Consider the following 24,848-nt stretch of genomic DNA (forward strand, 5'->3'; position numbering starts at 1 on the left):
TGAGAGGAGCCGACCATGGCCAATCTGATCAAAGAAGCCCAGATCGAAGCTCAAACTTTAGCGCTCTTAGAACAGATCTATGGCTATCAACTGCTGAATTGTCATACGCCCGATCGCGAAGACCTCAACGATGGGACAGGTCGCAGTAGCAAACGCCAAGTCGTGCTGCCCGGGCGTTTGCAAACAATGGCGCGGCAACTCAACCCACACATCCCGCCAGCCAGCATCGACGAAGCACTTGGGCCGTTGATCAACGACCTGCGCCAAGCCCAAGATTTGCTCAGCGCCAACTACGAACTCTACCAACTCATCCGCGATGGCATTATCGTGAGCTACCCCGATGCCAACAACCAAACCGTGCATGATCGGCTCAAACTGATTAATTTTGATCAGCCTGAGGCCAACGAATTTCTCGCGGTTTCGCAACTTTGGATTCAAGGCCAACTTGACTATCGCCGCCCCGACATTTTGCTGTATATCAACGGCCTGCCGCTGGTATTTATCGAACTCAAAAACTCCAATATTGCTTTGCACACCGCCTACCGCGAAAACTTAACCAACTACAAACATGATATCCCGCAACTCTTTCTGACCAACGCCATCTGTATTCTTTCGAACGCGATTGAAAGCAAGCTTGGTAGCTTCACTGCCGATTGGAGCCATTTTTTCAACTGGCTACGCGTCGAAGACGAAAGCAGCAAAATTGATCGTCAAGCCATCCAAGAGCAAGCGATCAGCCTAGAGCTAGTGCTGGCGGGGCTATGTGCCAAAGCCAAACTACTCGACTACATCGAAAACTTCATCATCTACCACAACCAACAGCAAAAGATTATTGCCCAAAACCACCAATTTATCGGGGTCAATCATGCCATCGAGCGTTTTACCAATCGCGCCGAGCTTGGCGGCAAATTAGGCGTTTTTTGGCATACCCAAGGCTCGGGCAAAAGCTTTTCGATGGTGTTTTATGTGCGTAAAATCCTGCGCAAACTAGGCGGCAACTTCACTTTTCTAATCATCACCGACCGCGACGATTTGGATCGCCAGATCTATCGGACGTTTCTCAACACCGAAACGGTTAGTGCCAATGAGGCTGCCCAGCCCACTAATCGAGCCGGGTTACGCACATTTTTAGGCCAGCAGAAACGCCTGATTTTCAGCCTGATTCAAAAATTTGGCTACGACAAAGGCAAAGCCTACCCAGTGTTATCAACTCGCGCTGATATTGTGGTGATTGTGGATGAAGCCCATCGCAGCCAATACCAAGCCTTGGGCGATAACATGCGCCAAGGCCTGCCGAATGCCCAATTTCTGGCCTTTACGGGCACACCTTTACTGGGCAAAGAGCGCAAAACCAATGCCTGGTTTGGCAATTACGTTTCCGAATACAATTTTCAACAATCGATCGATGATGGCGCGACGGTGCCATTATTCTACGAAAAGCGCGTTCCCGAAGTGCTGATTCACAACGATGCCCTGAACGAAGAATTCTACGCGATTCTCGAAGATGAACACCTGGATGATGCCCAACAAGCCCGCTTAGAACGCCAATTTGCCAGCGAAATTCAAATTATCAAGCGCGATGATCGGCTTGAAACCATCGCCCAAGATATTGTCTATCATCTGCCTCGGCGCGGCTATTTGGGCAAAGCCATGGTAATTTGTGTCGATAAATTTACCGCAGTAACCATGTACAACAAAGTGCAAGCCCACTGGAAAAGCGCCATCAGAGCATTGCATCGCCAAATCAGCGCAACCAACGATCAAGCACTGAAGGCACAACTTAAACAACAACTTGATTATATGCGCCAGCTTGAAATGGCCGTGGTTATCAGCGAAGAAGCAGGCGAACTTGAAAAATTCCAGCAAGTAGGCCTGAATATTGCGCCTCATCGTCAACGCCTGCAAAAGCTCGATGAGCATGGCCATGATCTTGAGCACAACTTCAAAGATCCGCGCCATGCACTCCAAGTGGTGTTTGTCTGTTCGATGTGGCTGACTGGCTTCGATGCGCCGACGGTCTCGACCCTCTACCTTGATAAACCGCTGAAAGACCACAGCCTGATGCAAACGATTGCGCGTGCCAATCGGGTTTCGGCCTATACGATCAACAACGTCAGCAAACTCAATGGCGAAATCATCGATTACTACAATGTATTTCGCAATATGCAACAAGCCTTGCAGGCCTATGCCCAAGGCACAGCTGGATTGCGTGATATGCCAGTTCGCGAAAAAAGCGAGCTATTTCGGCTCTTCGATCAAGCGCTTGAAGAAGCCAAACTTTTTTGCCAAACGAACGGGATCACGATTGAAGCACTGCAAGCGAGCTTAGGAACATTTGAACAACTGAACCTATTGAATGCAGCGGCTGATACTCTTTTAGCCAATGATCAACGGCGCAAAACCTTTTATGTCTATCATAATACTGTTAGAGCATTATACGAAGCCTGCAAGCCTGAAATTATGCAACAAGCGCGGCGCAAGCCCCTACTCGTTTTCGATTATCTGCGCGAAATGCTTGATGCACGGTTGTATCAACCTGATAATTCAGCGCTCAACCAACGAATTGGCAACTTGCTTGATGAAAGCATTGCGGTTGACAATCAGGGCGAACATGTACGCGAGCAGCAAGCAAACTACCAAATTATTCCTACTAGCCAAGCCTGGGATTTGAGCAAACTCGATTTTGCTCAGCTGAACAATACATTTAAACAAACGCCGTTTAAACATTTGCACATTAGCGATCTACGCGCCTTTATTGAGCAAAAATTAGCCAGCATGCTCAAAACCAACCACAATCGGGTTGATTTTGTTCAACGGCTGCAAGCAATTATCGACAGCTACAATGCAGGTGGTAGCACCACCGATCACTATTTCAAGCAGCTAGTCGAATTTACCAAAGATCTGCAACAAGAAACCGAGCGCCATCTACGAGAGGGCTTAACCGAGAGCGAATTAGAAATCTTCGATATTCTGAAACAGCCAAGCATGAGCCAAGCCGACGAGCAGCGGGTCAAACTTGCCGCCAAAGCGTTGATTGAACGGCTACGCAGCCAGCAACCAAAAGTGTTGATTGCCGATTGGTACAAACATCAACAAAGCCGAATGGTTGTTGAGAATACCCTAGAGGCTGTGCTAGATGATACACTCCCAAGAAGTTACACTGAAGAAATTTTTCGTGCCAAGAGCAAAGCGATTTATCAACTGTTGATTGATCGGGCGGTGCAAGGCCAACAATGGGCCGCCTAAACCAGCTTGCGCCAACGGGCACTCGGCCCACGCCCAAGCGGTCTTTCGACCATTAAAAATCAATGAGAAGAGGTAATGAAATCGCAAATTATAGGTAAAAGTATCAATCTATTACCTATATAAGGCTACTTTTACCTATATGCTGCTTGCTTGCTGGCGTGGTTTGGGATGCGGAAATGCATAAAATTAGCGTCGTATCAGCCATTTTTGGCTCAATGGATCGTAAGAGACGGCTGATACGCAATAATCAATTAGGTGTACTTCAGTTTAGGGAGTAGCAACACTAGTTGAATCCAGCTTGCTTAGGTAATTTTTGAAGAACGGTAATAAATCCGCTCCATCAATCATATGGCCTTTTCCAGCTAACTGATCAAAGGTCGCATTAGGAATTGCTTCGACTAATGCTTGGCCGACCTTGCGAATACCAACTGGGCTTTTTGCGCCAACCATCACATGGATTGGCACACTGCACCGCGCGGCCCGCTCAATCGGGGGCAAATCGGCAGTTAACTCCAAATCGTAGGCCAACGTCGGAGCAAGTTTAACCATAGTTTTCCAGCCAGGCATGAGTCGCATCAGCCATGCACCCACTTTTGGCATGCCAATGCCACTTAAAAAGCTGGTGATTGCTTGGACATGCTGGCCGTTGGCGAGCAACGACTCAATCTGTTTTTGCAGCAGCATATACTCAGTCTGCTCAGTTGAATCGTGAACATAGGCCGGATCATACAACACCACATGATCAACAAACTGGGGAAACTGAAGTGCAGCTTCAAGCGCCAAGACGGCCCCCGATGAATGCCCGTAGATATGTGCTTTCCCGCCAGCCCGCTCGATCAGCGCCAACAAATCCTCAAGTTCGCGGAGCGGCGTATACGGCTGGGTATCGCTGCTATCACCACGACCTCGGCGATCGTAGCTATAAACAGTAAAGGCTTGGGCGAGGGCTTTGGCATCTTTGACAATTGGAAAAAACTTACGAAAACAGGTTGCCCCGGTAATAGAGATCAGCGGCGGGCCACTGCCATAAACATCATAGGCCAAGGTTGTGCCATCTTGTGAGCGCAATGTCTGCATCCATTCCTCCATGGCTAGCTAATCACTCACGAGTATAGCATTAACAGAACATATGATCTATATATAAAAGCGGTGCAACCCAAAAAAGCCCGCTCCTGCTAAGCAAGAGCGGGTGTGGATTGAACTAACCTCAAACCTTATTTCAGCGCTTTGACCACTTCCACGCCATTGGCGGCCATGTGGTGCAACGAAAAAACATGATGGAAATCGCCAGGATGGGCATATAGGCCAAGTTCGCGGGCCACTTCTAGCGGCGTATCGTAGGTATCGACACATTGCGCGGGCAACACGACGCGGCGTTGTAGATTGCGGGCATTGGCATCAAGCCGCAAGAACATGGCCAATTGATACACACAGAGATCCGAGCAATCGCCAGTGATAATGTAGGTATCAACTTCGGGATGCTCAGTCACCCACGCCGGAAAACCCGTGCTCAAAGCAGCGCTCAGCGAGTTCTTTTCAAAAATCGTGAAGCTATCGGCAAAGGACAAAGCCCGTAATTCTGGCGCAGTATCAGCCTCAGACGTACCACGCACACAGTGGACTGGAAACGCACCAAACTCGACCGCATCAACAGGATGCGAATCTTGAGGCAGGATGAAATGGCGCACACCACCAGCATGAGCTGCTTTGAATAATTCGGCAATCGGCGCGACGATGCTTTGCACCCGTGGGCTAGCTAAAGCACCATCGGTGCAAAAACCTACAATAATATCAACACAGGTCACCGCCACCCGATCAGCCCCATCGATCAATAAATCGTCGAGTGGCAATTCGGGCAAGTTGGCATACCAATCATCCAAATATTCCAAAAATGCTTGGCTATTGTTCGCGAGCATAAAAACTCCTTGAAATTATGAAGTATGAGGGATGAATTATGAATGGGGATTTCGTTTTCATCCTTCATAATTCACCCTTCATAATTTCTAATAATCGACTGGCCGCAAGTAGTATTCGCCGATGGCAGTGCTTGAGAGCATGGCAGTGCTAGGCAAATGGCGTTTCCAGTGAGTCGAATTGACCCGCCGTTGAACAATTGCTACTTCATCGGGATTGAAACCACGCGCCACCAATTGCTCAGGTCGATAACCGCTCAACAAATAGGCCAACACCCGATCAGCCTTGCGATACGAGATGCCAAAATCATCTTCATCGGTTTGGCCAACCACCAAATCAGCCGAAGCTGGCTTATGCACAATCACATCGGGTACGCCGATCGCCGAAGCCAATTCCCAAACTTGGGTCTTGAACAAGTCGCCCAAAGGATTGACTGGTGGAGCATCATCGGCATGCCACGTGTAATAGCCAAATAAACGCTCGGTTTTGTTACCAGTGCCAATCGGAATACAACCGAGCTTTTGCGATTGATCAAACAGCACAATCATACGGGTGCGAGCCATCACATTGCCCCGCCGTCGGCCATCAGCATCTGGCTCAAAGCTCAAATAGCCTTCAACTGCGTTAGTAATTTCGATCGTGCGATGCTGAATGCCTAGATCGTCAATCACCAACTGGGCATGATCTAGACTATCCGAGGATGAGGTGCGATAGGGCATACGCACGGCGAGCACATTTTCAGCGCCAAAGGCCTTGGCACATAAATAGGTGGTTAGAGCCGAATCAACCCCGCCCGAAAGCCCAATCACAACTTGTTTAAAGCCACGCCGAAAGCCAACTTCATCGCGCAAAAACTCGACCAGCCAATTAATCGTCAATTCAGGATTGATCCGTAGTGGCTCGTCGCTCTCAGGATCAAAGCGTGGCGCAGCAATAATTGGGAAGCTTTGCTTGCCAACTGTGGCTTTGGCCCGCTTTTCGCCCTCGCTATCGACGGTGCGTTGATACGAACTGGCATCGCTTAGGCCTTGCGAATCGCTAGAAAGCGCTGAATCCCACGTGCTTGGGCGATGTTGGCCCTCGCTGGCAGCATGCACATCGCGCAACATAAAGGGCAAACGTTCTTCCAAATCGGCCAACAACGGCAAATCAGCGCGGGCCAAGGTCAAATCGCTGAGATCAATATCGACCAAGATTACTGCTTCCGACCACAATGGAGCGCGGGCACGTTCATCGGAGCGTGGGCCAACCACAACTGAACCACCAGCAAAACCCTTGCCACCTTCAAAGCCGACAATTTGGCAAACTGCCAGATAGACCCCATGCTCGCCAGCAATCTCACGAATCCGATCATCCCAACGGGCGAGGTTGCTCGGACGATCTTCGTTGGCTCCACGGGCAGGCGAAGCACTGACGACGTAGAGCATTTGCGCCCCATCAAGCGCTGCGACCGTGCCGCTCAGCGAGTGCCATGCATCCTCGCAAATTAAGATTGCCACTCGCCCAAAACGCGTATCGAAGGCCGCAATTTGGCGGCCAGCCTCAACAAAACGCGCTTCATCAAACACGCCGTAGGTTGGCAAAAACATCTTGCGATGCACATGGCGAATGCCCGCCAAGCTGTGATCGCTGCCAAGCGTGGCATACAGAGCGCTATTGTAAAAACGTTCGCGCCAACGTTCGTAAAAGCCAATCACAATATCGAGGGCTGGTGCATCGGCTCCGCGTGCCGCCAAATAGGTTTGTTGCAAATCGTGAAACAATTGGCCTGCGGTGACTGCCTGCTCACGCACACCACCCTCAAGGAAATAGCCAGTTAAGGCGGTTTCAGGCAACATCAGCACATCGGGCTGACGTTCGGCGGTGCCAAGTTGGGCGAAAATTTCACCAAGCCGCGCCAAATTAACGGCATAATGCCCTTTGCGTGGGCGAAATTGAGCTAAAGCTAAAGTGTACATAAACACCCCGTAGTATTAAGGATGAAGGATGAGGGTTGAAGGATGAATAACTTCTAAAAGAGTTTTTTGTTCATCCTTCTGTCGAGAAAATTAATAATCAATCGAACCTAACCCTTTTCGTTCATCCTTCGGGTAATCGATTATCTGTTACAAAGATCCAACTATGAACATTTTGGAGCAAGCCTTGATTTAAGGCTTAAGCGTCAAGCCTGAAAGATTTTTCATCCCTCATCCTTCATAATTTATCCTTGTATTTATTGTTCGTCCTTCTTTTTGGCTTCGCGGTAGCGAAACACAAAATCGCCCTCGATGCGTGAATCGCGGAAGCGGTAGAGGCGAGCTGGTCGGCCTCGGCTATTTAGCAATTTGCCAGTATCTTCAAGCAAATCGGAATCACGCAGTTTGCGATAGAAATTGGCCTTATCGAGCTGCTCGCCCAAGATCTCTTCGTAAATCCGCTTGAGTTTGGGCAAGCTAAATTCCTTGGGTAGCAATTGAAAGGCCAAAGTGGTGTATTCCAGCTTCGAGCGCAAGCGATCAATTGCAAAGCGCAGAATCTTTTCATGATCGAAGGCCAAGTCCTTGGGCAGTTCATCGACTGGAAACCAACAAACATCATTCGATTCGTCGGAAACTTGCAAAGCTTGCTCTTCGGTGCGAATTAAGGCAAAATAGGCCACGCTAATCACGCGGGTTCGTGGGTCGCGCCCAGGATCACCGAAGGTATACAGCTGCTCCATATACACATCGTGAACGCCCGTTTCTTCCTCCAACTCGCGCCGAGCAGCCATTTCCAACGATTCATCCATGTTGACAAAGCCACCAGGAATAGCCCAATGTTCGGCGTAGGGCCAATGTTTGCGCTGCACCATCAGCACATGCAAACGGCCACTGCGCAAGCCAAATATCACCACATCGACCGTTACAGAAGGCCGTTCATATTTTGTCGCATCGTAGTTTTCAGCAGTTTCTGTCATAGCTGCTCCTAATAGTGTTATTATGACACAAAGTATAAACATGAATTGAGCAGTTGTCAATAGGGAGTATTGAGGGCTAGGGGTCAGGATTCAGGGGCTAGGGGTCAGGGAATCAGAATCTCAGCTTATTGGCTGTAGGTTAGCCCTTCGCTCGCTCTGCGCCTCAGCGTTAACGTTTGATCCACGAAGAACACGAAGAACAAGGGGCTAGATAATTACTTTGTCCAATAATGAGGCCTGATCCCTAACCTCTGATCCCTGATCCCTCGCTTTTACAATCGGATGTTGGTTCTATTGCGTTCACCTCATGGGCATAGTACAATACTGGCAACTGCTCCAAGTGAGCTACAGGACCAAGTGATCAACCGCCAAAAGGACGATCATCCAACCGGTAGCTAGCGAACAGATTGGGAACTACGTTTCGGCACCTCAGCTTGGCAACACTTGGATCGTGAACGTTTGACGGTAAAATCTCCTCGCCCTTTGGTTTGCAATGGGGCTTTGATGCGGGTTGAGGATTTATGCAAGATCGCAGCATCCAATTGAATAACGTTCCACTAGGAGCAGCCTATTGCCAGCTTCTTACCTTGCTTGGGTAGGAAGCTGGCGTGTTTTAGGTTTTTGTAAGGAGGCGTACCGTGGAATGGAACATTAAGAGCCGTAATATTAAGCTACACGATGCGCAAAAAGCATTTATTCAAGAAAAATTAGGCAAATTAGAACGCTACCTCGACGGAATTAATGATTGGAAAGTGGAATGCCGTTTTGAAACACTCCGTGGTAGCGGCGAAACATATACCGTCCAAGCAACGCTGTTGGCCGATCATGGGATCATTCTACGGGCAGAAGAACGCGATCGTGAATTGTATGCTGCGGTTGAAGCAGTTCACGATAATTTGCAACGCCAAATCCGGCGCTTCAAGGAAAAACATTATCGCCGTGGCAAATTGCGCCGCACTGCTGGCGAAATTATTGCCGCTCCGCTGCCAGCCTTGCCCGAAGATGCCGAACAAGCCGAAGAACGTCAAATTATTCGCGCCAAGGATGTAACGCTGCGGCCTATGTTTAGCGATGAAGCGATCGAACAAATGGAGTTGCTCGGCCACTCGTTCTTTGTGTTCCGCGATGCTGAAACCGAAAAAATTCAAGTCGTCTATCGCCGTAACGATGGCAATTATGGCTTGATTATGCCACGCTAAGCCTCTTTGCTTTCGACAGGGATCACATGGATGTGTGATCCCTGTTGTGCTTTAATCGGGCATAATAACCATATGCTTAATTGGTTGTTTGCGGGAGTGTGCCATGATTCTCTATTTTGTGCGCCATGGAATTGCTGAAGATTGGGCCGAAAGTGGCCTTGATCAAGATCGGCGCTTGACTGAGCGTGGGCGTAAGCGGATTCGCCAATGTGCTCAGGCGCTGCGCTTGTTGGAAATTAAGCCCCAGATTATTTTGAGCAGCCCTTACCCACGCGCTGCCGAAACCGCCTTGATTATCGCTGAAGCGCTTGGCACTGACCCACCAGTGCTCAAAGCGCAATTACAACCTGACGGAGCTAATAGCCATTTGCTCACCGAATGCCTTAATCCCGATTGGCAAGAGGTGATGATCGTCGGCCACCAGCCCAATCTCAGTGAGTATGTGGCGCATCTGGCGGGCTATGGCACCAATCTGATTTTCAAAAAAGGTACAGTTTGTCGGGTTGAAGTGCAAGGCGAACATGGCCAAGTCAGCTGGCTGTTGCCGCCAAAAGTGCTGATTGCGCTCGCCGAGGCACGGCAAGCCAAACCCACCAAACCTGCGAAGCATTAACAGCCGATTTTCAGCTTGATTTCAGTTTTTAAGCAAATTACAAGATTTATGCTAGTGACGTTTCATCGTGCTTCCTCAGAGCGATCGCTATACTCTTGCCTGTAGTCGAATTTATCAAGGAGTTCTGGCAATGAAACGTTGGATGTTGTTATTTCTTGTCGTCGTAAGTTTGGCGCTCCCTCAGGCAAGTAGCGCCGCCGAGCAGCAATGCTTCGAGCAAACTGGCTTTTGTATCGAAGGTCGCTTTTTGCAATACTGGCAACAAAATGGCGGTTTGCAGGTGTTTGGCTATCCGCTAGGCATCGCCCAAGATGTCTATAATCAGGATAGCCAACAAAGCTTTTTGACTCAGCAATTTGAGCGTGCTCGCTTTGAGCTGCACCCTGAGTTTGCCGCGCCCTACGATGTGCTGCTGGGGCGGCTTGGTGATGATTTATTGCGTTATCGCAATATCGATAGCCCAATGTTGCCGCGAGAAACCGGTTCCAAAGCAAGTTGTTTGTGGTTTGAAACGACTGGACACAATGTTTGTAACCAAGCCAATGGCCTTGGCTTTATGAGCTATTGGCAAAATCATGGCCTCAACGACCCCAAACTTGATAGCTTTGGCAGTTCATTGCAATTGTTTGGCTATCCGCTAACCGAGCCAACCATGGAAACCAATGCTAATGGTGATACCGTGCTCACTCAACAGTTCGAACGCGCCCGTTTTGAGTGGCATCCCAATCAACCTGATCAATTCAAAGTGTTGCTTGGCTTGGTTGGCAAAGAAACTACTGCCCTACGCTATGGCGAAAGCTCAAGCCCCAGTCACTTAACCCAACTTGATTCACGGGTATTTTTCACGGCAAATGATGGAGTACATGGGCAAGAGCTGTGGGTCAGCGATGGTAGCAATCAAGGTACCCGCTTGGTCAAAGATATTAACCCAACTGGCTCGGCCAACCCCTATAAGCTAACCGCCGCTGCTGGTCAACTCTTTTTTGTGGTCAGCGCTGGTAATAACGAGCAATTATGGGTAACCAACGGCACAGAAGCAGGCACAACCATGGTCTATAGCTTCAGTCGCCCAGCCGCCGAAGAACCGGCAATTGTTGATCTTGCGCCAGTCGCAAGTGGGGTGATTGTGATGGGCTACACTGCTGAATTTGGCATCGAGCCATGGTTCAGTAATGGCAGCAATGCAGGTACGGCTTTGATTCGCGATATTAATCCTGGCAAAGCTGGCTCGGAAATCAAAGTCAGCACCTGTTGCAGCTATTCTTTTGCAACTGAATTTACCCCCATGGGCAGTAGCGTTGCCTTTATGGCCAAAACAGGCAACGCAGGCAACCAAATTTGGCTGAGCGATGGCTCCGCCGAAAATACCCGTCAGATCAGCACCTTCGAGCAAAATAATGAGTTGGTTACTGAACTTGAACGCTTAAATAATGATCAGATCATCGCTGCGGTGCAACAACCTGATGTGGTACAAATCGTCAAGATCGAGCTAGCAACAGGCAAGCATAGCCAACTAACCAGCCATGGTCGTTTTCATGTAGGCACACGCCTGATGGTGACAGCCTATGATTTGACCAATATTGCAGATCAGGTATATTACACAGTTTTTGATACCGATTATCATGTAAAGCTCTGGAAACTCGATGCTCAAGCAAACCCAACCCAACTTGATCTGGCAAACTATCAAATTAAACGCATTATCCCAAGCTCATTTCAAACCAAATTGCATCTCCAATTGAGCAACAATGATGGCAGTGCTGCTGGGCTAGCAGTTTGGGATGGCAAGCAACTACAACGACTTAGCTTACTCGATTTTCAACAAGTTGCCTATAATGGCCAATACCTATTTGGTTTGACTGGTACAAATTCGCCCTATCGATTGTATGCCAACGCTTCAGCTAACCAGAATTTGGGCTATATTGGTTCAGGCATGCATTATCTGAGCAACAGCCCAAGCTTTGCCCAAGTCAGCCGTTTCAGCAGCAATCAAGGCATCTTTTTATCGCTGCCTGATATGGCACATGGCTTCGAGCTGTGGTATAGCGATGGCAACACCCTACGCATGGTCAAAGATATTCGGCCATAAACGCCCAATATTCACGTTCAAAACTCCACCCAACATATAGGTGGAGTTTTTTATGCTCATCAGCACTGTCTCAGCTTGAATTCAGGTTGTAAGCAGATTCGCAGTCGCCTGCCAGCCAAGCTTCATCGTGCTCAGCTCGCGATGTTTCTATACTCAACGCATCGTTGTAGTGGAGGAATGACCATGAAACGTTGGATACTGTTGGCAATGCTCGTCGTTGGTTTAGGATTACCGCAAGCCACGCAAGCTACCGAATTGCAATGCTTTGAGCAAACAGGCTTTTGTACCGATGGTCGTTTTTTAGAGTATTGGCGACAAAATGGTGGCTTAGAAGTCTTCGGTTATCCGTTGAGCACAATTGAAACCGTCTACAATCAGGATAGCCAGATGCATTTCCTGACTCAGCAATTTGAGCGTGCTCGCCTTGAGTTTCACCCTGAATTGGCCGCGCCTTACGATATGTTGCTTGGGCGGTTGGGCGATGATCTGTTGCGCTATCGCAATATCGATAGTGCCATGCTGCCGCGTGAGGCTGGTGCAACATCAGGCTGTTTGTGGTTTGAAACGACTGGACACAATGTCTGCAATCAAGCCAATGGCCTTGGGTTTATGAGCTACTGGCAAAATCATGGACTCAACGATCCCAAACTTGATGCTTTTGGCCGTTCGTTGCAATTATTTGGTTACCCGCTGACTGAGCCAGCCATAGAAACTAATGCCAATGGCGATCGCGTGTTGACCCAACATTTCGAGCGTGCCCGTTTCGAGTGGCATCCCAACCAACCTGATCAATTCAAAGTGTTATTAGGCTTAGTCGGCAAAGAATCGCAAAAATTAGTCTATGGCGCTAGTGCCGATCCATCAAAATTGACCTTGGTTGGCGATACGCTCTTTTTTACTGCCGACGATGGCGTGCATGGCCGTGAATTATGGACAAGCGATGGGACAGAAGCAGGTACACGCTTAGTCAAAGATCTGAGCGTTGGCACTGAGTGGGGTGGAATTTATGAATTAGCCGCTGTCAATCAGGGGGTTATTTTTGCCGTCAACAAGCAGGATAAGGACTATCAATTATGGTTCAGTGATGGTAGCGCAGCTGGCACACGCTTAATCAAAAGTTTTGTTTCAAACGCTAAGATTAACAATCTCAAATCATTGGGCAATGGAATTATCTTTTGGGCAAATGATGCAGTTCATGGGATTGAACCATGGTATAGCAACGGCACCGAAGCTGGTACATATTTGCTGAGTGATATCAACCCAGGCCTTGCAGATTCAGCAGTTTCCAACAATTATGGATCTTATTGGATTGACTATGCCCCCATCGCGGGAGGTATGGCCTTTTTTGCCCAAAACAACTACATTGGCAACCAAATCTGGTGGACAGATGGCAGCATTGCCAATACTCGCCAAGTCAGCCATTTAGATAAATTTGGCGGCATGCTTGAGCTAGAGGCGTTAGATGAGCAACATCTAATTGCAACAGCCTATCAAAATACAACGATGGGAGTTTGGAATATAACGCTGGCGACTGGCGAACAGCAACTATTAGCCAGCTATCCTGCAATTGCCACAACCCGTAATCCAGCATCAGCTCTACAACTAACCCAAGCTGGCGGCAAAGTCTATTACTTTAGCAAAACCCAAGCAGGCGAGCTTAGTCTATGGCAAACCAATGGCCAAGCTGATCAAACCGTCCAACCCAATCTGCAAGGCTATAAAGCCGAAAATATCGTTGCGGCAAACGATCAATTGTATATGCAACTGCGTAATCCTCAAGGCCTTCAGGCTGGCTGGTGGTATTTCGATTCAAGCCAAGGGTTGGCTCAATTAACACCATTGCCGCTGCGTATTTATGCCTCGGCGAAAGGCCTATTGGGCTGGGAATCGATCGCTGGAGGGTTACGATTCTATAGCAGTAATGGGCCAAATCAAGCCCTACGCTATCGTAGCTCTGTAATGGGCAAGCAGACATACTTCCCTGATATGTCCAATGATCGATTTTTCGCCATCCCTAGTTTTCAGTATGGCACTGAGCTATGGTCTAAAGATGGCAGTACCCTGCGGATGGTCAAAGATATTCAGCCATAAATGCTTCGCCCAATAAACTTCAATACTCCACTTGTAGCTACAGGTGGAGTTGTTTTATACTCAGCAACTTTTCAGTTTGAGTTCAGCTTATAAGTAGATTCAAAGTCGTTTACCAGCCAAGTTTCATCGTGATTCGTCAGCCAGTTCTCTATACTCAACCTATATTGATGTGGAGGAATAATGATGAAACGCTGGATGTTATTCGTGTTGATGGTTGTAAGTTTGAGCTTGCCCCAAGCCAGCAGGGCCGCCGAACAACAATGCTTCGAGCAAACGGGCTTTTGTATCGCAGGCCGTTTCGCCGAATATTGGCAGCAAAATGGCGGCTTGCAGGTGTTTGGCTATCCGCTGGGTATCGCCCAAGATGTCTATAATCAAGATAGCCAACAAGCCTTTTTGACTCAGCAATTTGAGCGTGCTCGCTTTGAGTTGCACCCTGAGTTTGCTCCACCCTACGATGTATTGCTTGGTCGTTTGGGCGACGACCTGTTGCGCTATCGCAATATCGATAGCCCAATGCTGCCGCGTGAGGCAGGCGCAAAATCAGGCTGTTTGTGGTTTGAAACGACTGGGCACAACGTCTGCAATCAAGCCAATGGCCTTGGTTTTATGAGTTATTGGCAAAACCATGGCCTGAATGATCCCAAACTTGATAGCTTTGGTCGTTCGTTGCAATTATTTGGTTACCCGCTGACCGAGCCAGCCATGGAAACTAACGCCAATGGTGATAGCGTGCTGACCCAACAGTTCGAACGTGCCCGTTTCGAGTGGCATCCAACCCAGCCCGATCAATTTAAAGTGCTGCTAGGTTTAGTCGGCAAAGAATCGCTACAATTGCCCTATGGCGCAAGTGCCGAGCCATTAGAATTGACTTTGGTTGGCGATACGCTCTTTTTCAGCGCCGACGATGGCGTGCATGGCCGTGAATTATGGACAAGCGACGGCACTGAAACCGGTACGCGATTAGTCAAGGATCTGGAAGTTGGCGCTGAATCAAATTGGCCATATCAACTAGCGGCAGCCAAACATGGTGTCTTTTTCTTACAATTGAACAAGACAGCCTATGAATTGTGGTTTAGCGATGGCAGCACAAACAATACCCAAATCGTTAAAACGATTCCTTTAAATTCTCAAACCTATATGACCAACTTGGTTGCTTTCGGTGACGGTGTGCTCTTTCTCGCCAACGATGGGCTGAGCGGCATTGAGCCATGGTATAGCGATGGCACCGAAGCTGGGACACGGCTGCTACGAGACATTAATCCAGGCGCAGGCCACTCGAATGTTGAAACTGGCTATAGTTATTTTTGGACAGAATATACGCCCATGGCAGGCGGAATGGCCTTCTTGGCCAAAAATGCCCAGGCGGGTGCACAAGTTTGGTGGACTGATGGAACTGAGGCGGGCACACGCCAAATCAGCAATTTTGCTGGTGAAATCCATAGTGTTTTTGAGTTAGAGCCGTTGGATGCCCAGCATTTGATCGTGGCAGCTAGCAATGAAGGCACATTCGGCATTTGGAAACTGAACATGACCACTGGCGAGCAACAAAACTTGGCTACTTACTCGTGGATTACCGGCAGCATTCGTAATCCAATTCCCGCCTCGCAACTCACTCAGGTTAATGGTGAGGTATTTTATACGGTGATTACGCAAGGGGTTGGCACAAGCCTCTGGCGCACCAATGGTCAAAAAGCCCAAGTAATTGATTTAGCTGACAAGAGTCCCTATCGCCTGCTAACCGCCAATAATACATTCTATCTCCAGCTGTACCAAGGCACTGAACAGGCTGGCTGGTGGATACTGAATGCAGATGCCAGTTTGCGCCAATTCAGCCCACTCAACCTCATGCTTGTCGATACGGGTCAAGGCTTGATTGGCTGGGAACTGCTCAGCAATCGGGTGCGAGTCTACCGCAGCGCCAGCGATTATCAAACCATGCACTATCAAGGTTCAGCATTGAGTCAATCTAGCTTTACCTTCCATCCATCAGATACAGCCAGTAATTCCCAACGCAGCTTTTTTAGCCTGCCTGATCAGCAGCATGGCACTGAGCTTTGGGTCAGCGATGCCCAAGGCCTGCGCTTAGTCAAGGATATTCGGCCATAACTCAAAGCTATGGCGCAATCTTTCCGATGCGCCACGCCTTGTTTATGCCTTCTGAAGCCATTGACCGATCACTTGCGACATGCCTGTAGTTTCTTCGGCAAAGCCGAGTTGTAGATAGAAGGTTTGCATATCGTCGGTAAATAAACAGACGTGCTGACCTAGCAAATCAGCCAGAATCTGCTTAACAATCGTGCTAGCAATGCCTTGGCGACGATAATCGCTGTGCGTCCAAACATCGACGATATAGCCATTGCACACGCCATCGGATAAAGCGCGGGCTTTGCCGATAATTCGCTGGCCATCAAGCGCAAAGCAAACGCTATAACTTGCAGCAAACGAACGTTGATATTGCTCAGGCGTGCGGCCATTGTCAAAATCATCGCTAGCAAGCTCAGCTTTTAATTGTGCCCAATCAATACCATCCAAATCGCGCTTGTATTCAATTGGCATAACAACTCCGTAATTGAGAGCATAGAACAAAGAACATAGAACATAGGCTATGGATTATCGGAACAAGTAAGGCTGTTTCCAAAATCCATGTACCAACAAAAACCTATAGCCTATAGCCAAAAGCCTATAGCCACCTTCATATCCTTCGTGATATTGTAATCCTCGCCTTCAGCTTCTATGCTCTATGCTCTATGCTCTATGTTCTTTAGGGATATTGCGCCCAACTTTGGTACAGTTGGCGACCAAGCAAGCCCAACTGAATTTCGTAGGAAGTTCCGGCTAGCTCAGGATGGTGCTCGAAGCGATTACGCTCGAAATATTGCACCAAAAAGCCCTTATTCTGCACTGGGTCGTATTCCCAAAAGGCCTCGCTCAACGGAAAGCCATAGATCGCGATTCCGCCGTTTTGCTCCCAATATTCTTTGAAGGGATAGCATAAACTATGGCCGGTTTCGACGAAATAGCTACATTCGGCAGGCGGATTTTGGGCTGGCGGCAGGCCACGCCAATCAACGCCATTGCGTTCGAGTGAACGTACACCAAGCAGACTAAGTTGGACGCGAAATTCAGGTCGATTATTGGGAAACAACTCGAAGCGGTTGCGCTCAAAATATTGCACAATCGTGGGAATTCGCCCAGCACCAGGCTCAGTCAATTCGTCGGTCAAGGGCAAGCCAAAGCGAGCTAAGCCACCATTTTGCTCCCAATAGGTGCGGAAACCGCCGATAATCGAGTGTGGAGTTTCATCGAAAGTACGACCAGTGCGGCTATAACCACCATATTCAACCCAAATTGGCATACCCCGTTGATCAGGCTGGATTTTGACATTGCCAGTTTCGGTATTGATCACACGCAGTAAGGTTCCATCGTAGGCTCGCACTTGCACATGGCTACAATCGCAGTTAATTTCAAGGTAGGGCGGTGATTGAGCTTCGTGCAGCCACCACAAAATATCCACCGAGCGATCGCCGTTAGTCCAGTGTTGCCAGCCAAGCCCGCCATCGTAGGGCAAGGCATAATTGGCTTGCCAACTTAATCCGCCCAAATTATGGGTCAGGTGGTAGTAGGCGCTATAACTTGGCTTACGAATGCGTTGATCATCAAAATTTAAGGGGTAGGTACGCCGCAACAAACCAAAATGAAATTGATTTTCAGTTGGGTCGTTAATCGGGCGGGTGTAATTGCTGTTATCGCCAGTATCGTTGCGAAAATCATACCAGAAGATTTTTTCAATCCCAGGATGGGTCATGGCCAGCAGATAGAAGCGTTGGAGCCAAGCCGCCTGCTCATCTTCGCTGACAATCCCATCGCTTTCGGTAGACCAACCAACCTCGGTATACCAAATCGGCTTGTTGCCAAATTGCGCGAGCAGAGCATCGATTTCGGCAGCCTGTTCGCGGTAGGTTTGGTTACGATCGCGGCGCAGCACCGGTACTTCGGGTGCATCAGGGCGGTAGGGGTGCAAGCCCAAAATATCAAACATCGGCCAAGCATCAAGCGCATACAAACGCTGGAGATAATCGGGAGTATCATAGGCAAATTCAGGAATTTCGCTCCAAATATCGGCCACCCCACCTAGCACAATTTTGGCCTCAGGATCAGCCGCTCGAATTGCAGCACTGGCAGTTTGCAGCACTCGTACAAAATCTTCAACGTTGTAGAGGCCGCTTTCATAGCCCGATGGCACGAGATTCGGCTCGTTCCAAACTTCCCAATATTTGATCTGGCCGCGATCACGGCCATAACGAGCGACGGTGGCATATACATAATCACCCCAATCGCTGAGCCATTCTTCGGGGTGTGGGTTGCGGCCTTTGAACCAAGCAGGATTATAATCGAGCAAGCCCAAAATACTGATGCCAGCCTCAGCTTGCAACTGAATTGCCCGATCATAATTATAGAAGCGCGAACTATCGCCATCCCAACGAAAGGGACCATTTGGCTCAAACTGAACCTGATCCCACCAAATTTCTTCGCGGTTCCACTGAACACCAGCTTCACGCATCAAGCGAATCATCGTCGGCATTTCATCGGAGCGCACGCGATTGCCCAGCGACACGACCATGCCAAATGGCGTTGATTTATCACCCCATGGAATCTCGGCAGCAGCGGCGGGAGTAGCGGGGTTGGCTAGCAAAAACGGTGTGACGACGAGCACCAGCGCCAGCACCAGAGGGAGCAAGCGTTTGTGCATTGCAGTTTATCCCTTGTACAATCCATTGTTCATCTCAACGTTGCGTAGTGTACCATGGTTGCTTCGCTTTGCTGCTGATAAAAAGCTGAAAACTTTAAGGGACTAGGGGCCAGGGATCGGGGATCGGGGAACAGAAAATGCCATGACAAAACAGAACGTAGTTTGGGCGGAGCAGAACAATCAAACAAATCTGTGGAATCTGTGGCTAAAAACTTAACCTTCATGCTCTTTGTGGATCGATCGCTTAACGCAGAGGCGCAGAGAATCAAGGGATGAGGGATGAATTATGAGGGATGAAATTCCAACAGGATGAGCATGTGAGGTGTGTGGAATAGAGCAATAATCAAAATAATCTGTGCAATCTGTGGCTAAAAACTTAACCTTCGTGCTCTTCGCGTCCTTCGTGGTTTCATTCTTGGTGCGTTTTATAAATCAAAATCCTTTCGCCAAAAGCCCATAGCCTATAGCCATATTTTACGGCTCGCTATAGCCCACAACGGCAATTTTGGCTAGCTGAGGATCGCTATTGAAAATCAAAGTAACGGTTTGCTCAGCGTGGCCAGGCAGCAAATCAAGCGTGACATTGCTTTGCTGATCATCTAGACTGCCAACTATTTCAACCGCCGCTGCTGCCCGATCACCATCGTTACTCACGGTTAGATCGAGGTAAAATTGTTGCTCAACCTGACGCACTTGGCCCAGTTCAAGCCTGAATTGGGCAGGCCGATCGCCTTCGGTCACCCAAAGCCAGCCGATCAAGCCAACCAAACAACTCAATAGCCCAATTGAAATAATCAGCGAAATCCATTCGGCAGTGCTGCGAGTTTCACGGCTCATACTGCTAATCTCCCAGCTGCGCCGCCAACTGTGGCAGGCAAGCCTAAAACAATTGTGTAATCGATCACTTGATGCAGCGATGTGCCAGTCCCAAGCTGATTAAAAACCCGCAACGTTACTAAGGCAAACACCAGCGAGATAATGTATGAGGCAATCGTTTCGCTGAGCGGCGATTGAAATAAGCCGCGTTCACGCCTGCGCTGCTGATGATCACCAAACTCAGCTTGAAACACAATTACGTATGAGATCAGCAACGAAGCTGCCATAATCAGCCATAACCACCATGGCGGCAAGGATGCAGCAATCACGCCAACTTCATCGGTTGGAGCAATCGAAAGCCCCACCACCGTTGCCCCAAGCATGGTGCCGCCTGCATCAACCAAGGTTGCATGCCAAAAGCTGCGTTGCTCTGCCTCCTGCTCGTCGTTATCTTCACGCCGCAACAAGCCATTGGCCATGCCAACGCCAATCGCGCAGGGCATAGTTTCTAAAACAATTTTGCCCAGAATCACATCGTAGGCCAGATCAAATGTAATCCGCTGCAAAATAATTAAGCTGAAACTAGCAACTAACGCGCCCAGTGCCAAGGCTTCGATACTATCAGCCAGCGAGCGACTCCACGTTTCGTCGGAATTGCGCCGAAACCCGGTAGCACGATTGAGCGCCACCAAAGCAACATAGGTTAAGCCAAGGTACAACAACATATGCAGCGGCGTGAGATCGCTGCCAATATCCCAAACTTCCATGGTGTAGAGCAATGGAATACCAAACAAAAACGCGCCAGCAATTCCATTCAGCAAATCATCAAATTCACGCCGCCACATAGTTCGTTCCTATTGTTGACGCTCAGCCAATTTTTGGTCGAAGCGTTGTTCAGCTGCCAAACGTTCTAAAGCATGCTCGCCCAAATCGACGAATTGCATGCCTTCAATCAAACTTGGGTGGATGTTTTGTAAGGCCAAATACATTTGCTGAGCGATTGCCCGATAGCTGGGATGGCCCTGTGGTGCCGCACGTAGCTCAATCAAATGGTAGGCTTCGCGTAAATTCAAGCGAAAACGCCAACGAATGCGGTAGGCAAACGGCACCAAATATTGAGCGGCTGCCGAAAAATCGGCTTCAATAGCTTGAACTGCTGCGGCTGCCTGATCAAGTGCTGCACAATAAGCAGCGGCAACTCCAGCGGCTTCAAGTTCAGGCGCAAGCGCGTAGCCATGCACCACGCTATAACGCTGGCGCTCTTGGGTCAAAATCCGATGACGCTGTAAATCGCGATACGCCCCAATATCGGCCAAGAAATCAAAGGTATAGTAGGTTTCCTCGAAGGCGCGGCCTGGGCGATGGAAGCGCGAGCCACGTTCGCCGACATAGGCGCGAATAATTGCGCTGCGCTCTTCAGTTGGCAAATTTCGTGCCCAGCCTTGCAAGGTTTCCAACGGTTGGTCGCTATGTGGATAGAGAATCGCCGCCACGACTTTGGCCTCAGCATCAGGATCATATTCAACCAAGGTTACTGCTTGTAGATCGTTGCTTGTAGGAATTTCGGGCTGGAAAGCGGATCCTGCTTGGCGCATGGTCGCGAGATAGTGGCTATAGGCTGCGCCGCGCTCAGTTTTGGCCCGTTTCACAAACGAAGGAATTAATTGATCAAGCTCATGTTGCAAATTAACGCCAACGTTGCGTACCTCGCTATGTTCAGAGCTGGCTAGTTTGGTTAGCAAATATTCAAAAGCCCGCCCATTACCAAACAAACCAACGTTGGTTAGCGTCGCCATTGGCAACAAACCACGCAGCAAATCGAGAGCTTTGGCGCGGGTGGCACTAGCATAAGCCCGTTCGCTTGTTGTGGCATCGCGTGGTGTGGCGCTTTGCACCCAGCGTTGTACAGGCTCGATCAATGTGCGGTAGGTGTTGAACAACTGATCAAGCGTTTGTTCATAGAGCGTGGCATGCGGCGATTGCATAAGCTCAGCCACCCGATGATAGCGATATTTGCCCGCCACTTGGCGATCGAACGGCACATAACGGGTCGATTTTTCAAGCGGATCGAGGCCCAAGCGACTATCTTCGAGCGCTTTGGCGACGATGTTGCTCACGCCTTCGCAGGCAACGTGCGCCCCGCCCAATTCAGCGACCGAATCATCGCCATAACCCAGCAACACCCGTTCGTAAAAAGCCTCAGCTTGTTTGGTCGCTACCAGTTGATCGTTGCCATTAGCCGCAGCATGGCCAACAATCGCCTGAAAACCAGCCTCTGGCGCTTGAATAAACTCATCGAGCAACATGCGGCGCAAGCTTTTGTCGCTACGGCTATAGCGCGAAAACAACGCACCTTTGACAACTTCAGGTAAGTTGCGCAAGCCAAAAATTGGCTGATCGAGGTTGGTGACAAATGGCGCAAGAATCGCCTGCTCGTCAGCGGTAAATGTATCGCCCCAAGGGTCATGCATTGAAGTTCTCCAAATCATTAGATGGATCACAAATCCAAAACCCTCTATTTTAAGCCATGGGTGGTTATGGAGCAAAATCTTGGTCTACTACAAGCATTGAAAGAATAAAGTAGCTGCGCGTTTTAACGCAGAGGCGCAGAGGGATGTGAGGAGTCAGGATTCAGGGATCAGGGGACAGAAAATGCAATGGCGAAACAGAAGGCGGATTGGGTCGAGCAGAATAAATCAAAACGATCTGTGTAATCTGTGGCTACAATAATTATTATTCGTGTAATTCGGGCAATTCGTGGCTAAAAAACTTCGTGGATCAGAAACCTACCACATAACCAATGCATGAATTTCAGCATCGGTTAATTCTACAAGTTTCTCAGGGAGTTGCTGTTGGATTATTTGTTGAATTGTTGGTTCAATTAATAGCTGATCGCTAGGCCGTCCGCCTGCATCTTGGAGTGTTTTTGGCAGCTGATCCAAAACGAGTAAACAACCAAAATCACGAATTTGGGCTGGCTCGATTATTTGGCTGGCAGTAATTTGGCCATGAGCTTGAGCATAGGTTGTTAATCCTGCGGCCAAACCCTTGAGCATCCCACGTCGATAACTTGGCTCAAACGGCACATGCTTATAACGCAGCAAACATTGCTCGATCCGACTGAAATAGCCAAATCGCAGGCCAAGCTTGATTTGAACATGCTCATTAGCACCCTCAAACGCTAAATATCGTTGTGGATTCAAATCGTGATAGATTAACTCATCAAGATAATCACGCAAGCCATTGGGGTAAAAAAGCTGGTTGGTTGTCGCTTGCATAACGTCAACAATTTCGATGCGGCAGCCACGAAATAGCATTGCCAAGCCGCGCAACGAACCCAGAAGTTGATGAATTGAAATAGAACGGTTGTTAAATATTGTTCGATCTGGCTCAAAATAGATTCGGTGATAGGCAGCTTGGCTTGAGCCAACTAGCTGTAACGTTGGGACGGTAAGCTCGCCATTGTAGCTTAATTGATAATGTTGCCCAGCAGAATGCAGATCGACACTGCACTTTTGGGCAGCACCAAGCAGATGGAATACCTGATCTTCTGGTAAACCACAACCATCAACCGATGCTATCGTTGACCCAAAATCTTGCACAATAAAGCTGGCTTCGGGCAAGATGGTTATCTGAACGCGCTGAGTATGTTGGTTTTTTAGGAGAAAATCGATATATTCAACTAATAATCGTTGAATTGCCTCGCCATCATTGCCACCATAGTACATAGCTCCATTCTCGCGGCGAAACTGAATTGGGCTACGATTCGCTGGCAGTTGAATGTTGCTAGCACTATACAGAGCATTCTTATCCATTGATCGCTCCACGCTAAACGTTGACTCTCATCAGCAAACTTCTCGATGCGCCAATCGCTTAACGCAGAGGCGCAGAGAATAAAAGTGGCTATGGGCTATGGGCAATCGGTGATGCTTGGGAAAGATCAACCCTTGTTCCGATAGCCAACAGCCTATAGCCTTGTTCTTCGTGTAGCTTCGTGCCCTTCGTGGATCACAGTTAATCTCTTGGTAATTGCTCAGGTTTGGGGCGTTTTTCATGTTTTTTACGTAGCACAGCAGTCACTTCCGAGCGATTATGGAACAGTTGACGTGCCCCAATCACCCAATAGGCCGTGCGCAAAATACTCAGCGAGTGATAGGCGATTTGGGCGCTATGCTCATGCGGCAATTTAAGCGTCACCACGGCCAAACCATCATTAGTCAACGCATTGGCAGCATCAACCATCAACCACGCCGAATCACGGGCATCAATTCGCATATCATTAACAATTACAGTAAAACGCTCTTGGGTGGGCAAAAAGCGCTGAGCCAAGATTTGTAAATGGCGCACGCCTTGATCGTACCGCAGGCTGGGGTGCAAATCGGCTGGGTCAATCGCAACTACTGGTAAGCCTGCTCGCCGCAAAATGCGCGTCCAACCGCCAGGTGCAGCCCCTAAATCCAAGGCTTGGCCATGATCAGGCCATTCGATGTTGAATAAGGCTTGGGCTTCGAGCAATTTAAATTCGGCACGGCTTAATTGGCCTTGTTCGCGGGCAAAGCGATGTGCGCCACCCGCCCAAGCCGAGCGATTAAACTCCACGGTCGAAACACCCAAATAAGCCCGATCCATGCTCAAGGCAACCGAAAGCACGCCCTGCGGATTGCGCACATCCAACGGTAGTCCGCTGACTTGCGAAACTGCTTCGGCCAAAGCTTGGTTAATTTCAAATCGGGTTAATTTGACATGTTCATCGAGCAAGCGGGTTTGTACTGCAAATGGTTTACGCGCTGGCAAATGTGGCGCAAGATTCAAGGCCACTTGGGTTAGGCGTTCTAAATCATCAGGCGTACCTTCGAGCACGACTTCACGATGAACTGGCGCGATATGGCGCACAAAAATGGCTGGCCGTTTGAGCAAGAAGGCATGCCATTCAGCGAGTGGTTGCTCTAACTCAACCAAGGCCACTTCTGGCGCGAGCCGTTGAACGGCAACCCCATATTTGCCATAACGAATTTCATCTATCGCTGCCTCAAGCATCTCGGGCGCAGCACTAATTAAAACACGATAGGTATCAAGCACAAAAAAGTCCCCTTTGGAAGGATGAAGGATGAGGGATGAAGTATGAACGTTCAGCCTATCCCCCATTCAGGTATGGTTTATTGCAATGATCAATTTACGAATTGGATAATTTCAGC

17 protein-coding genes are annotated in these 24,848 nt (G+C 48.8%); 6 read left to right on the forward strand and 11 right to left on the reverse strand.

From position 1 onward, the window contains the following. The first annotated feature begins 15 nt into the window (after positions 1-15). The gene (locus LCH85_24440; GenBank protein ID MCA0355155.1) at positions 16-3,246 is read left to right on the forward strand and encodes a type I restriction endonuclease subunit R; all 3,231 of its coding nucleotides are present in this window, start codon (positions 16-18) and stop codon (positions 3,244-3,246) included. A 267-nt stretch (positions 3,247-3,513) separates the two neighbouring features. On the opposite strand, the gene LCH85_24445 is transcribed toward LCH85_24440, so the two are convergent. From LCH85_24445 to LCH85_24460, 4 genes are all read right to left on the reverse strand, one after another. Next, entirely contained in the window at positions 3,514-4,323 is an 810-nt protein-coding gene (locus tag LCH85_24445) for an alpha/beta hydrolase (protein MCA0355156.1), read from the reverse strand. 137 nt (positions 4,324-4,460) lie between these two features. Further along, on the reverse strand, positions 4,461-5,162 hold the full coding sequence (locus tag LCH85_24450; protein MCA0355157.1) for a cysteine hydrolase: 702 nt from the start codon (positions 5,160-5,162) through the stop codon (positions 4,461-4,463). An 87-nt stretch (positions 5,163-5,249) separates the two neighbouring features. After that, the gene (locus LCH85_24455) at positions 5,250-7,118 is read right to left on the reverse strand and encodes an NAD+ synthase (GenBank protein ID MCA0355158.1); all 1,869 of its coding nucleotides are present in this window, start codon (positions 7,116-7,118) and stop codon (positions 5,250-5,252) included. A 254-nt stretch (positions 7,119-7,372) separates the two neighbouring features. Further along, on the reverse strand, positions 7,373-8,095 hold the full coding sequence (locus LCH85_24460; GenBank protein MCA0355159.1) for an NUDIX hydrolase: 723 nt from the start codon (positions 8,093-8,095) through the stop codon (positions 7,373-7,375). A 638-nt stretch (positions 8,096-8,733) separates the two neighbouring features. On the opposite strand from LCH85_24460, the gene raiA reads away from it, so the two are divergent. The 5 genes from raiA to LCH85_24485 all read left to right on the forward strand — a co-directional run bounded on the left by raiA (position 8,734) and on the right by LCH85_24485 (position 16,193). Continuing rightward, positions 8,734-9,294, forward strand: a complete 561-nt coding sequence (gene raiA / locus LCH85_24465) for a ribosome-associated translation inhibitor RaiA (GenBank protein ID MCA0355160.1) — start codon at positions 8,734-8,736, stop codon at positions 9,292-9,294. 103 nt (positions 9,295-9,397) lie between these two features. Further along, positions 9,398-9,907 carry a phosphohistidine phosphatase SixA gene (gene sixA / locus LCH85_24470; GenBank protein MCA0355161.1) on the forward strand — a complete coding sequence of 170 codons (510 nt, stop codon included), beginning with the start codon at positions 9,398-9,400 and terminating at the stop codon, positions 9,905-9,907. 130 nt (positions 9,908-10,037) lie between these two features. Beyond that, positions 10,038-11,993: a hypothetical protein gene (locus tag LCH85_24475; protein MCA0355162.1), complete on the forward strand. Its 1,956-nt coding sequence runs from the start codon at positions 10,038-10,040 to the stop codon at positions 11,991-11,993. Positions 11,994-12,176: 183 nt separating this feature from the next. After that, complete coding sequence (locus LCH85_24480) at positions 12,177-14,084, forward strand: hypothetical protein (protein MCA0355163.1); 1,908 nt, start codon at positions 12,177-12,179, stop codon at positions 14,082-14,084. 180 nt (positions 14,085-14,264) lie between these two features. Then, a complete protein-coding gene (locus LCH85_24485) occupies positions 14,265-16,193 on the forward strand; it encodes a hypothetical protein (GenBank protein ID MCA0355164.1) in 1,929 nt (642 codons plus the stop codon). Positions 16,194-16,235: 42 nt separating this feature from the next. On the opposite strand, the gene LCH85_24490 is transcribed toward LCH85_24485, so the two are convergent. The 7 genes from LCH85_24490 to LCH85_24520 form a co-directional block, all read right to left on the reverse strand. Beyond that, positions 16,236-16,643, reverse strand: a complete 408-nt coding sequence (locus LCH85_24490; GenBank protein ID MCA0355165.1) for a GNAT family N-acetyltransferase — start codon at positions 16,641-16,643, stop codon at positions 16,236-16,238. A 205-nt stretch (positions 16,644-16,848) separates the two neighbouring features. Continuing rightward, a complete protein-coding gene (locus LCH85_24495) occupies positions 16,849-18,837 on the reverse strand; it encodes a cellulase family glycosylhydrolase (protein MCA0355166.1) in 1,989 nt (662 codons plus the stop codon). A gap of 474 nt (positions 18,838-19,311) precedes the next feature. Beyond that, positions 19,312-19,674, reverse strand: coding sequence for a hypothetical protein (locus LCH85_24500; GenBank protein ID MCA0355167.1), 363 nt, complete (start codon positions 19,672-19,674; stop codon positions 19,312-19,314). Then, positions 19,671-20,498: a TIGR02587 family membrane protein gene (locus LCH85_24505; protein ID MCA0355168.1), complete on the reverse strand. Its 828-nt coding sequence runs from the start codon at positions 20,496-20,498 to the stop codon at positions 19,671-19,673. The genes LCH85_24500 and LCH85_24505 overlap by 4 nt, the downstream gene beginning before the upstream one ends. A 9-nt stretch (positions 20,499-20,507) precedes the next feature. After that, the gene (locus tag LCH85_24510; protein ID MCA0355169.1) at positions 20,508-22,124 is read right to left on the reverse strand and encodes an FAD-dependent thymidylate synthase; all 1,617 of its coding nucleotides are present in this window, start codon (positions 22,122-22,124) and stop codon (positions 20,508-20,510) included. 315 nt (positions 22,125-22,439) lie between these two features. Further along, positions 22,440-23,468: a hypothetical protein gene (locus LCH85_24515; GenBank protein MCA0355170.1), complete on the reverse strand. Its 1,029-nt coding sequence runs from the start codon at positions 23,466-23,468 to the stop codon at positions 22,440-22,442. 199 nt (positions 23,469-23,667) lie between these two features. Beyond that, the gene (locus LCH85_24520; protein MCA0355171.1) at positions 23,668-24,732 is read right to left on the reverse strand and encodes a THUMP domain-containing protein; all 1,065 of its coding nucleotides are present in this window, start codon (positions 24,730-24,732) and stop codon (positions 23,668-23,670) included. Positions 24,733-24,848 lie beyond the last annotated feature (116 nt).

The sequence above is a fragment of the Chloroflexota bacterium genome (genome assembly GCA_020161265.1).
In the GTDB taxonomy this organism is placed as follows: domain Bacteria; phylum Chloroflexota; class Chloroflexia; order Chloroflexales; family Herpetosiphonaceae; genus Herpetosiphon.

Excerpts from the sequence above, each read along its gene's own strand:
- LCH85_24440 (MCA0355155.1), top strand. The coding sequence starts at position 16 with ATGGCCAATCTGATCAAAGAAGCCCAGATCGAAGCTCAAACTTTAGCG.
- LCH85_24445 (MCA0355156.1), bottom strand. The coding sequence starts at position 4,323 with ATGCAGACATTGCGCTCACAAGATGGCACAACCTTGGCCTATGATGTT.
- LCH85_24450 (MCA0355157.1), bottom strand. The coding sequence starts at position 5,162 with ATGCTCGCGAACAATAGCCAAGCATTTTTGGAATATTTGGATGATTGG.
- LCH85_24455 (MCA0355158.1), bottom strand. The coding sequence starts at position 7,118 with ATGTACACTTTAGCTTTAGCTCAATTTCGCCCACGCAAAGGGCATTAT.
- LCH85_24460 (MCA0355159.1), bottom strand. The coding sequence starts at position 8,095 with ATGACAGAAACTGCTGAAAACTACGATGCGACAAAATATGAACGGCCT.
- sixA (MCA0355161.1), top strand. The coding sequence starts at position 9,398 with ATGATTCTCTATTTTGTGCGCCATGGAATTGCTGAAGATTGGGCCGAA.
- LCH85_24475 (MCA0355162.1), top strand. The coding sequence starts at position 10,038 with ATGAAACGTTGGATGTTGTTATTTCTTGTCGTCGTAAGTTTGGCGCTC.
- LCH85_24480 (MCA0355163.1), top strand. The coding sequence starts at position 12,177 with ATGAAACGTTGGATACTGTTGGCAATGCTCGTCGTTGGTTTAGGATTA.
- LCH85_24485 (MCA0355164.1), top strand. The coding sequence starts at position 14,265 with ATGATGAAACGCTGGATGTTATTCGTGTTGATGGTTGTAAGTTTGAGC.
- LCH85_24490 (MCA0355165.1), bottom strand. The coding sequence starts at position 16,643 with ATGCCAATTGAATACAAGCGCGATTTGGATGGTATTGATTGGGCACAA.
- LCH85_24495 (MCA0355166.1), bottom strand. The coding sequence starts at position 18,837 with ATGCACAAACGCTTGCTCCCTCTGGTGCTGGCGCTGGTGCTCGTCGTC.
- LCH85_24500 (MCA0355167.1), bottom strand. The coding sequence starts at position 19,674 with ATGAGCCGTGAAACTCGCAGCACTGCCGAATGGATTTCGCTGATTATT.
- LCH85_24505 (MCA0355168.1), bottom strand. The coding sequence starts at position 20,498 with ATGTGGCGGCGTGAATTTGATGATTTGCTGAATGGAATTGCTGGCGCG.
- LCH85_24510 (MCA0355169.1), bottom strand. The coding sequence starts at position 22,124 with ATGCATGACCCTTGGGGCGATACATTTACCGCTGACGAGCAGGCGATT.
- LCH85_24515 (MCA0355170.1), bottom strand. The coding sequence starts at position 23,468 with ATGGATAAGAATGCTCTGTATAGTGCTAGCAACATTCAACTGCCAGCG.